General features: G+C 53.1%; 11 protein-coding genes. 8 read left to right on the top strand and 3 right to left on the bottom strand.

The annotated features are described in order from the left end of the window. From ACW8F6_RS05135 to ACW8F6_RS05125, 3 genes are all read left to right on the top strand, one after another. Positions 1–328, top strand: a 328-nt coding sequence (locus ACW8F6_RS05135; protein ID WP_491574777.1) for a hypothetical protein, incomplete at its 5' end; no start/stop codon positions are given. 163 nt (positions 329–491) lie between these two features. Next, positions 492–1508, top strand: a complete 1017-nt coding sequence (locus ACW8F6_RS05130; protein WP_491574776.1) for a hypothetical protein — start codon at positions 492–494, stop codon at positions 1506–1508. A 387-nt stretch (positions 1509–1895) separates the two neighbouring features. Next, positions 1896–2762: an acyl-CoA thioester hydrolase/BAAT C-terminal domain-containing protein gene (locus ACW8F6_RS05125; RefSeq protein WP_491574775.1), complete on the top strand. Its 867-nt coding sequence runs from the start codon at positions 1896–1898 to the stop codon at positions 2760–2762. Here the strand turns inward: ACW8F6_RS05125 and ACW8F6_RS05120 are convergent. Then, complete coding sequence (locus ACW8F6_RS05120; protein ID WP_491574774.1) at positions 2756–3331, bottom strand: HutD/Ves family protein; 576 nt, start codon at positions 3329–3331, stop codon at positions 2756–2758. The two genes, ACW8F6_RS05125 and ACW8F6_RS05120, sit on opposite strands and share 7 nt — an antisense overlap. A gap of 201 nt (positions 3332–3532) precedes the next feature. Between ACW8F6_RS05120 and panC the strand changes: the two genes are divergently transcribed. Continuing rightward, positions 3533–4384, top strand: coding sequence for a pantoate--beta-alanine ligase (gene panC, locus ACW8F6_RS05115; protein WP_491574773.1), 852 nt, complete (start codon positions 3533–3535; stop codon positions 4382–4384). A gap of 10 nt (positions 4385–4394) precedes the next feature. Next, positions 4395–4775, top strand: coding sequence for an aspartate 1-decarboxylase (gene panD, locus ACW8F6_RS05110; protein ID WP_491574772.1), 381 nt, complete (start codon positions 4395–4397; stop codon positions 4773–4775). A gap of 64 nt (positions 4776–4839) precedes the next feature. Here the strand turns inward: panD and ACW8F6_RS05105 are convergent, their stop codons facing one another. Then, a complete protein-coding gene (locus tag ACW8F6_RS05105; protein ID WP_491574771.1) occupies positions 4840–5685 on the bottom strand; it encodes a CPBP family intramembrane glutamic endopeptidase in 846 nt (281 codons plus the stop codon). 135 nt (positions 5686–5820) lie between these two features. Between ACW8F6_RS05105 and ACW8F6_RS05100 the strand changes: the two genes are divergently transcribed. Next, positions 5821–5991: a hypothetical protein gene (locus ACW8F6_RS05100; protein ID WP_491574770.1), complete on the top strand. Its 171-nt coding sequence runs from the start codon at positions 5821–5823 to the stop codon at positions 5989–5991. Between the two features lie 379 nt (positions 5992–6370). Beyond that, the gene (locus tag ACW8F6_RS05095) at positions 6371–7174 is read left to right on the top strand and encodes a PhoH family protein (protein WP_491574769.1); all 804 of its coding nucleotides are present in this window, start codon (positions 6371–6373) and stop codon (positions 7172–7174) included. A 70-nt stretch (positions 7175–7244) separates the two neighbouring features. Here the strand turns inward: ACW8F6_RS05095 and ACW8F6_RS05090 are convergent, their stop codons facing one another. Beyond that, positions 7245–8456, bottom strand: coding sequence for an ammonium transporter (locus ACW8F6_RS05090; protein ID WP_491574768.1), 1212 nt, complete (start codon positions 8454–8456; stop codon positions 7245–7247). 157 nt (positions 8457–8613) lie between these two features. Between ACW8F6_RS05090 and ACW8F6_RS05085 the strand changes: the two genes are divergently transcribed. Beyond that, complete coding sequence (locus ACW8F6_RS05085; RefSeq protein ID WP_491574767.1) at positions 8614–9231, top strand: TrmH family RNA methyltransferase; 618 nt, start codon at positions 8614–8616, stop codon at positions 9229–9231. Positions 9232–9314: the final 83 nt, after the last annotated feature.

Here is a 9314-nt window from a genome sequence, read left to right as displayed (position 1 = left end):
AGGTTGTGTTGTCGTCATGTTGAAAGATGCTCACGTACTGGATGTACGCTGCGCTTTTTTAAGATTGCTGCGCCTTGCCTCGGCGTCCTCGCAGAACGCGCTAAACAGTGGCGTCAAGCGAGGTTGTGTCGTTGTCGTCATGTTGAAAAATGCTCACGTTCAGCCTATGCGCTGCGCATTTAAATCTCATGGCGTCAGCCACTACATTCGCGTGGTGTTCAATGTCCGGCTCATCCACCCATCGTTAGCATCGGGCGCACCAACTCGCTTTGCGAGCCGCACTTGGATTCATGTTGGGTGGCTGGCCACACCTCTGCGCAATTTGTGATTGTTATTGTCCGTGTCACGCGCGCTCCATTCAGTGGAGAAGGCCTTTAATTCACAGAGCCTGATCGCGGATTTCTTTCGAATTGGCTTTTTTCTTACCGTCAGGGTTCCGCTCTCAGGCAGATATCGATACTGTCGGCGATTGCCTGGGTAGGATGTACTCCATGATTAACATACCGCGTACCTCTCTCATTGTTGCGATTTTCGCCTTTGGTATTTCGGCTAGCGTAAGCGCCGCCATTGTGCAGCCCGGCTATTATCTAAAGTGGAACACCGATCATACTGAGCGAGGCCTGCGCCCGGTCTATCCAATTGCAAGTGAAGACATACGAAACTATGGGGTGTATCGCATAGACATCTCTGCGGGGCGACCGAGTCGCGTCTGTTATTTTCGTGCGGGTGTGGCCAGCGAACACGGCGACTTTGGTGCGCACTGCATTGACTTTACCTACTCGTCGCAGAACATTGAGCGCCATTATGTGAATGTGGCTGGCACTCGGATAGCGAATGCTAAGGGGGTGTATACAGAGCGGTATTTGCTCAATGAGCATGGGTTTTATTATGCGCGCCAGAACCTAGATGCGGCAGGTAATCTAGTGGAAGACGATGATGGCGTAGCCGAGTACCGCTTTAATCGCGATAACCTCGGCCGGCGCAAAAGTGAGCGCCGGTTGAATAAACGCGGCGACGTGGTGCCGGAGCACAACGGCTTCTTACAGGCGTGCTTTGCCTTTGATGAGCATGACTATGCGCGCTATCGAAAGAGTTGCGATGGCAGCGGTGAGCCGGTAGCAGGCCCGAAAGGCTATGCGGCGGCGTATTTTTGGTTTGATCGGCAGGGTAATTTTCTAAAGGAGGAATTCCGCAATTTACAGGGGCAGCCCGTGCCAGGGCCCAGCGGACAATTTGCCCGTATCGAATACCACGATATTGATAACCTGGGCAATTGGCACAAAGCGATATTGTACGACGGCCAGGGCGAGATGTTGAAAAATACAGGGGCGGTTATTCGTGCAACCTACAATAAGTTTCACCAGCGTAAAACACTGACCTATTTTGATGTGCAGAACCAAAAAGCCGAAAATAACCAAGGCGTGCATCAATACCAATACCATTATGACGCGGATGGTATGCTGACTGCACGCAAAGCTTTGAGCAAAGCAGGAATACCAATTGAATAGCTTCTTTAGCGCGATGCCAACGTTGCATTGGCGGGTATTGGCGTTGACCCTGTTGACCGTGCCGCTGTTCTATATTGACTATTTTTGCTCGGCGGTGCCTTGCCAGGCTACGAATGGTTCGCTTATCCGGGTATTGCCTGGCTGCGTTTATTCTCAGAAGAGATCAATTTTTAGCCTAAGTTTGGCCTGCTATTGCTTGGGCAGTACCTTGGGTTTTTGTTGCTCGCAACAGGTATCGCGCTGCTGCGCCGTGTCTGGCGTTGATCCGTAAATACACCGCCTAGTGACATTGTTGCGGATTTTGGGGATGATTTTTTTCGGGTTGAATCCAAAGTGGGCACTGAGCTGTCTAACATTGGGTATGCAAATAATTAAAAAGGATTGTTGATGAAAGCTTTAATATCCATTGCCGTATTGATGCTGACCGTCGGGTCGTTACAGGGGTTGGCGCAGGTGCGCGAGTTTACGCCGGTTGAGCATCCCGACTTTGTTGCCGACTACTATCCCGGCGACACGCCAGACCGCTATGGCGTGATGGTATTGGGGGGTGCCGAGGGTGGTAAGCCCAGCGAGTTGGCACAGCGATTGGCGGCCTTTGGCTATCCGGTACTGGCAGTGGCCTACTTTAAGTCGCCGGGCTTACCGACTGAGTTGGAAGCGATACCGCTGGAATATTTTTCCGCGCCGCGGGCTTGGTTGGCGGCACAGCCGACAACCCGTAACGAGGGTGTGTTAGTGGCGGGTTGGTCAAAGGGAGCTGAGTTGGCCTTGGTGCTGAGTGCGAATCAAGCGGGCTATGCAGGTGTGCTAGCCATCGCCCCCAGCCATGTGGTCTGGGCAGGTATTTTGGCCGATTGGCGCAAGGTGCCCCGGTCGAGTTGGACGCTTGCGGGCGAGCCTCTATCACACGTGCCGTTCCAGGGTGGTGAGGGAGTTGAAGGGCTTCTCGCTTTGTACACGCACTCTCTAAAAAATACGGCTGCGGTCACGGCGGCTCGGATACCAGTGAAAAACATTCAGGGCCCGGTGCTTCTGCTGTCTGGGGGTAAGGATGCTATTTGGCCGGCGCCAATCATGGCCGACGAAGTTTGCGCGCAGATGGGTGCACAAACTTGTACACATAAGCATTTCCCGGAGGCGGGTCACTTGTTGACTGCCGATACCGACCTGGGCGGCACGTTGGCTGCCAATGCCCGGGCACAGCAAGAGGCTGATAAGGTGATGGCCGACTTTTTACAGCGGTTAAATCAATAGCCGGTGAGGTAAATTAACACCCACTCTTCGCCACTGATGGTCCAGGCGCCGGTTTGGGTGTTCTCCATTTTCAGCAAGTGGCCGGCGGGTAGGGTGTACTCGTCGTTACCCTCTGTGGGCCGCAATGTCAGCGACGTCCGGTGGCTATAGGCGAAGCATAGTTTTTCGCCCAGTACTTTAACGCGGCTGGGCTTTGCATGCGTTTCGACGATGGTTTGAAATCGGTGGCTTTTGGTAAAAATGTTCAGGTCGGTGATTGGGCCGTCCAGCAGGCGCCCAAAGGTGCGCAGGCCGCCGTCAAACTCCGTGTGTGGTAGGGTGCCCGCTAACCGCTGGGTGTGCCCCTGTTCGTGGGTCAGGACTATGCCATTGCCCTCTAACATGATCAGCGTGCGCTGATAGCCGGTAAAGTCCGAAAAATAACCGTCGTCTTCCAGCTGCGCAATGCTGAGGCGCCAGTCGAAAGACTGCAGCGTATGGCCGTCGCTGATTGCAAGCTCCAGGGTTTCGCCTTTGCCATTTTTCCAGGGGATCTTTCTAAATTCCTCTGGGCCTATTACGTCAAACATGCAGATACCGGTGTGTTGGGCTGAAATAGGAGGTGCGAAGGCCTAGAGCTTACCTTTAAACCCCCGCGAGATGCCAACCTTTCGGCTAAGTTTAAACCGAAAACTGGGCAAATAGTCGAATATTCCTTCCGTTTTTGCTCGTAGAGTTCAAACGGTCGTTCTAGTATGATTCCGCCGATTTTGACGCCCAAGAGGTGGCCCATGCAGATTTATCATCAAATTCAATCCTTGCGCCATGCACTCCTAACCGCGCGCCAGGCCGGTAAGCGAATCGGTTTTGTGCCCACCATGGGCAACTTGCACGATGGCCATATTGCGTTGATTAAGCAGGCGCAAAGCACCAATGATGTGGTTGTGTGCTCCATTTTTGTCAATGGCCTGCAATTTGGTTTGAACGAAGACTGGGATAAGTACCCCCGTACCTTCCGCGAAGATTGCGACAAATTAAAAGCCGTTGGGTGCGATTATCTGTTCCACCCGGATGACGCCGAAATGTACCCCAATGGACTAGATACTCAAACGCGCGTTATCTGCCCAACCATGACGGATGTGCTGTGTGGTGCAAGCCGACCCGGCCACTTTGAGGGCGTGACGACCGTTGTCACTAAACTATTCAATATTGTACAGCCCGATGAAGCGGTGTTTGGCATCAAGGACTATCAGCAATTGGCTGTTATACGCCGTATGGCCGAGGACTTGTGCATGCCGGTGCAAATTACAGCGGCGCCAATACAGCGCGAAGCCGACGGCTTGGCCATGAGTTCGCGTAACGCTTATATAAAGCCGGAGGAACGCACCAAAGTTAAACAGTTGCAATTGAGTTTGCAGTGGGCGGCTGAACAAATTCGCACGGGCAATCGGGAGTTTGATGTGATTGAGCTAGAGGCAAAATCACAATTAATAGCGGCAGGATTCAGGCCTGACTACTTCTCGGTGTGCAACAGCAAAACTTTGCAACCCGCTGCACACGACGATAAATACATCACCATTCTGGGTGCGATGTTCACGCAAAGCGCTCGTTTAATTGACAATATATCCATAGAGTTAGCTTGAGGTAATTGGCATGTTAACCACATTATTGAAAGGCAAGCTGCACATGGCTGCCGTGACACAGGCGGAGCTCTGGTATGACGGCTCGTGTGCCATTGATCAAAACTTGGTCGAGCTCGCAGGGCTACGAGAATTTGAACAAATTGATATTTACAATGTTAGCAATGGTGAGCGTTTTACCACCTATGTCATTCTGGCGGAGCGAGGCTCGGGCACGATTTCAATGAACGGCGCAGCAGCACGCCGCGTGCAGAAAGGCGATCGTGTGATTATCGCCGCCTATGGTCAGTTTACTGAAGCGGAGGCACAAGCCCACAAACCCAAGCTGGTCTACTTAAACGACGATAATAGTGTGGAGCGTTCAACGAATACGATACCGGTGCAGGTGGCCTAGTCTGCACTAAATTACCACGACTAATCGCCCGCATTATGGCGGGCTTTCGTTAGGCTAGGCGTCATTAGTGAGGCAGTGGGTACTGCAAAAATACAAAGTGCAGCCCGTTTACCGCGAGATGGGTGAAAACGCTGGCCCATAGGCTTTGCAATCGCCAGTAGGCGAATCCGTAGATGATGCCTGCTATGCTCGCCAGAAGTACATAAAATCCGCCGCCGGCAAAATGTAGCAAGCCAAAGAATGCGCCCGCGACTAGTATGGCAAGGAGAGTCCCCCAAGGGCGGCGCGCCAGCGCCAGCTGTAACTGATGCTGAATTATCCCTCTGCACAATACTTCCTCGGCGATTACCACAAAACACAAATTGGCAAGCAAAAATTGCAAGCTTAACAGGCTCAACTTTGGGTCCCAGGCGACACCCATTATCCAAGCCAGTGCAACGATCATTAAGGGGCCGACTAACAGCAGTGGCCAGTGTCGGATAAACCGAGACGCTGTGAAGGATGTCCAGGGTACCAATGGTAACAACAGGAGCCCAATCAGCGCCTTGTGGACGCCGGCGTAAATTTTCCAAGTGCCACTGAGCGCGGACAAGGTGTATTCCGCAAGTGGACCAATACTGGAAAAGCTGGGTGGCAACCTGAATGCGAGAATCAGTGCGTAGACGACACTTAAGCCCACCATGGCGTTTCGAAAGCGGCCCGTGCAATACAGGCCGGCCACCACTAGGCCCGCGAGTATCAAATAGCTAACCATTGGTAGCAGCAGGTGCATTTGCTCTTGGCTACAGACAAGCAGAGTCAGTAGCGCCGGAGCCACGCGTGCAAATCGAAAGCGCATTGGGCAGTGCCCGTTTATATAGGCAGCGGCTAAATATGCCGTCAGAAACAGCGCCGCGTAGGCGTAGAGCATGGCCTTAGTTCCTTCTTTGGGTGCCCAATTGTAAAGCAGTCGCAAGGACCACCCAAGTTGCCACAAAAGGGCTGCGGTGGATTTACGCTAGCCTTAATCAAACCCATTGCTTCTGATTTCAGCAGGGTGGGCAATATGGCGTTTCAGCTTGCGCGCTTAATGCCCTTGGCGTGCACCCTGCAATGGCTGAAGATATGCAAGTTGGATTTAGGTGGCTTGAGAGAGTTGCGCGGGCGCCTTCCGTCGACGCGCTTGCGCCATTGGACAGTGGCGCAAGCGCAGCGGTTGCCTGTCATACAATGGTAAAATTACTGCTTTACAAATGTAAAAAATCATCGCAGACTGATTGTAACTGTAAGACGCAGCATATGATGACTTGAGCAAAACTACGGGGCCGGCAGGCTGGGTAGCGCGACTTAAGCAGCTTCATAAGGCGTTCTTGCCACCCTCCTGGCCAAGCGCCTTTGTGTGAAGTTCTTCGCGCACTAACCTCGACTCCCCCAAAAAATGTTCAGCGCTTTAAACGCCTAGCGTAAAGTGATGTGTCCCTTGCGCGCACCGTCTGCTTAAGGCAATGCAATGTGCAGGCGATAGTATTGAACAAGCAGCCATTCATTCACTACCAAAGGAGCCCGTAAGACACCGCGTTATCCGTCATTTTTTGTAACCAATGGAGTCAAGACTCATGGCGAAAAGATCGCAAGCGCGACGCAAGAACTACGACGACCACTACGCAGATAAAAAACTAAAAAAAGCCAGCCGCAATGCCCGAAAGCACCAGAACAACAATATTGTTGAGCTGAATGCCCGCTACAATACTACCGATACTGTCTACAGTACCCAGCGCAGCAATCAACCTCTTAAAGCGCGCACACCCGCCCAGCAAACGTACATTAACGCCATCAATAATAATGCGCTGACCTTTGGTATAGGGCCGGCCGGTACCGGCAAAAGCTACTGCGCCGGTGCGCTGGCGGCTCAGGCGCTAGAGTCGGGTGAGGTCGAGCGTATTATTATTACTCGGCCAGCAGTGGAGGCCGGTGAAAGCCTGGGCTTTTTGCCGGGCGCGCTGGACGAAAAGTTTGCGGTCTATATTGACGCCTTCCGCGATATTTTAAATGAGCGGCTGGGTTCTGGCACAGTGGACTACTGTCTGCGTCACGGCCGAATTGTAGCTGCACCGCTGGCATTTATGCGCGGTAAAACTTTCGATCACCGCACCTTTGTTATTCTTGACGAGGCCCAGAATACATCGGTTGCACAAATGAAAATGTTCTTAACCCGCATCGGCGAGAATTGTCGGGTTGTGATTAACGGCGATATTCGCCAAAGCGACATTCGCGGTAAGAGTGGATTGGCCGATGCCGTCGAGCGGTTGCGAGGCGTGGACAATGTGTATGTGCACGAATTTGAGCGCATGGATATTGTTCGCAGCGGATTGGTGCGCGAAATTATTGATCTCTATGAGCCCGCCGAGTCGGCGCCTTAAGCGCGGTTAATAATTAAGGGGAGCAAAGGCTCCCCTTTTTGATGGCGCAGGAATATCGTCGGCGCGGCGTTCAGTCGTGTGAAATTGAGCCAATCCGGTGGATGGCCAAGTCGGCGCCGGTAAACTCATCTTCTTCGCTGAGGCGAATACCACTCACGGCGGCCACGAGTTTATAGACAATATAGCCGCCCACAAACGCGATCGTAATACCAGCTGCCGTCCCGATGAGTTGCGATGCGAGCGACACCCCGCCTAAACCGCCCGTGGCTTCCAATCCAAATACGCCTACGGCAATGCCGCCCCAAGCGCCGCAGACACCGTGCAGCGGCCATACACCCAGTACGTCATCGATTTTGTGCCAGCGCTGTTGCATAAGGGTGAATAGAAAGACAAACAGCGCGCCGGCTACTCCACCGGTGATCAATGCGCCCACCGGGTGCATAAGGTCGGAGCCAGCGCACACGGCAACTAGGCCTGCCAGCGGGCCGTTGTGAATAAAGCCTGGATCTTTTTTACCAACCAGCATGGCGACCAGTGTGCCGCCTACCATGGCCATTAGGCTGTTTACAGCCACTAGGCCGCTAATGCCTTCGAGGGTTTGCGCCGACATAACATTAAAGCCAAACCAGCCAATGCATAAAATCCAGGCGCCCAATGCCAGGAAGGGAATATTTGAGGGGGCAAAAGCCACCAATTGACCGTTGCGCACGCGGCCATTTCGGGTACCTAATATGATTACGGCTGCCAGTGCTATCCAGCCGCCCACACCGTGCACCACGACGCTGCCGGCAAAGTCGTGAAACGCAGCGCCAAAGGTACTTTCCAGCCAGGCCTGAAATCCGTAATTACCCGCCCAAATGAGGCCTTCGAAAAATGGATACACCAGACCTACCACCGCAGCAGCGGCGATTAACATGGGATAGAATTTAGCGCGCTCGGCCACGCCTCCTGAAATAATGGCGGGGATGGCAGCGGCAAAGGTCAATAAAAAGAAAAACTTCACCAGCTCGTAACCATTGTTTTGCGCAAGTTCGCTGGCAGAGGCAAGAAAGTGGGTGTCGTAGGCAACCCAATAACCCACGAAAAAATAGACGAGCGCCGAAATACCAAAGTCTGTGAGAATTTTAACCAGGGCATTCACCTGATTTTTCTGCCGCACAGTGCCCACTTCTAAAAACGCGAAGCCGGCGTGCATGGCAAATACCATACTGGCGCCCAGTAAAATAAAATATGTGTTGGCGCTGGATATCAGGGTTTCTACCGCGCTGTTGATTGAATCCATTTGCTTCTCCTGTGCTCGCTCGTGGTGCATTCCGTATCTTTGGCACTGTTGTGGTGCCTGAAACGCATCCAGCAAAGCGAGATAAAGGTCTGTAAGTAGTTGTTTTAATAGAATTTTGAGCGGGTAGTGACACCCGATACGACCAAAATAAAGCAACATGTGTGCCATTTGCACCAATATGGCGCATATCTTTGGGGTAGTCGTGATTAAAAGAAATGAGTTACTGGTTTCACAACCGACACCAGAGCAAGGGCGTGCCATGGGCAGCGTTACCCCTGGGCGGCAGCTTGAACACAGCGATCATCGTCCGGCGCCGATTGGGCGGTCGCTGTGCATAGTGATCGAGAACTTTCATTCGCCTGCAAATGTTGGCGCGGTGTTTCGTTGCGCTGATGGCTTTGGCGTGTCGCGGGTGTACTTATGCGGCGCTACGGTCGCGCCACCGAACAGCAAGTTGCGACGCCTCTCTCGGGCCGCTGAAAAGCATGTGCCTTGGACGGCAGTGCCCGATGCGGTTGCGCTAGTACGCCAATTGCGCATGCAAGGGTGCACCATTGTTTGTTTAGAGCGCACTGACGGTTCCTGTCCGCTGCCAGCCTGGCGGCCGCCGGCCGGCGAACTCTGCCTGATTCTTGGGGCCGAAGACGACGGCGTGGCGGCCGACCTTTTGGCGCTAGCGGACGCGGTGGTTCATATCCCGATGATGGGCGCCACCTCGAGTTTGAATGTAAGCAGCGCTTGCGCTGTCGCGCTCTATCAGTTGGCGTGTAAATAGGTTGGGGCGTGCCTGCCTTTATGGCACACTCGACTCGCGCTGGCCGAAGACGTGGTACGGCCTAGGATATATTTCGTCAAACA

The organism is Simiduia sp., assembly GCF_058345725.1.
This window is presented reverse-complemented; position numbering and strand designations above follow the sequence as displayed.

What these genes read in the sequence shown, in the direction of transcription:
- ACW8F6_RS05130 (WP_491574776.1), top strand. Translation starts at nt 492, where the DNA reads ATGATTAACATACCGCGTACCTCTCTCATTGTTGCGATTTTCGCCTTT.
- ACW8F6_RS05125 (WP_491574775.1), top strand. Translation starts at nt 1,896, where the DNA reads ATGAAAGCTTTAATATCCATTGCCGTATTGATGCTGACCGTCGGGTCG.
- ACW8F6_RS05120 (WP_491574774.1), bottom strand. Translation starts at nt 3,331, where the DNA reads ATGTTTGACGTAATAGGCCCAGAGGAATTTAGAAAGATCCCCTGGAAA.
- panC (WP_491574773.1), top strand. Translation starts at nt 3,533, where the DNA reads ATGCAGATTTATCATCAAATTCAATCCTTGCGCCATGCACTCCTAACC.
- panD (WP_491574772.1), top strand. Translation starts at nt 4,395, where the DNA reads ATGTTAACCACATTATTGAAAGGCAAGCTGCACATGGCTGCCGTGACA.
- ACW8F6_RS05105 (WP_491574771.1), bottom strand. Translation starts at nt 5,685, where the DNA reads ATGCTCTACGCCTACGCGGCGCTGTTTCTGACGGCATATTTAGCCGCT.
- ACW8F6_RS05100 (WP_491574770.1), top strand. Translation starts at nt 5,821, where the DNA reads ATGGCGTTTCAGCTTGCGCGCTTAATGCCCTTGGCGTGCACCCTGCAA.
- ACW8F6_RS05095 (WP_491574769.1), top strand. Translation starts at nt 6,371, where the DNA reads ATGGCGAAAAGATCGCAAGCGCGACGCAAGAACTACGACGACCACTAC.
- ACW8F6_RS05090 (WP_491574768.1), bottom strand. Translation starts at nt 8,456, where the DNA reads ATGGATTCAATCAACAGCGCGGTAGAAACCCTGATATCCAGCGCCAAC.
- ACW8F6_RS05085 (WP_491574767.1), top strand. Translation starts at nt 8,614, where the DNA reads ATGTGTGCCATTTGCACCAATATGGCGCATATCTTTGGGGTAGTCGTG.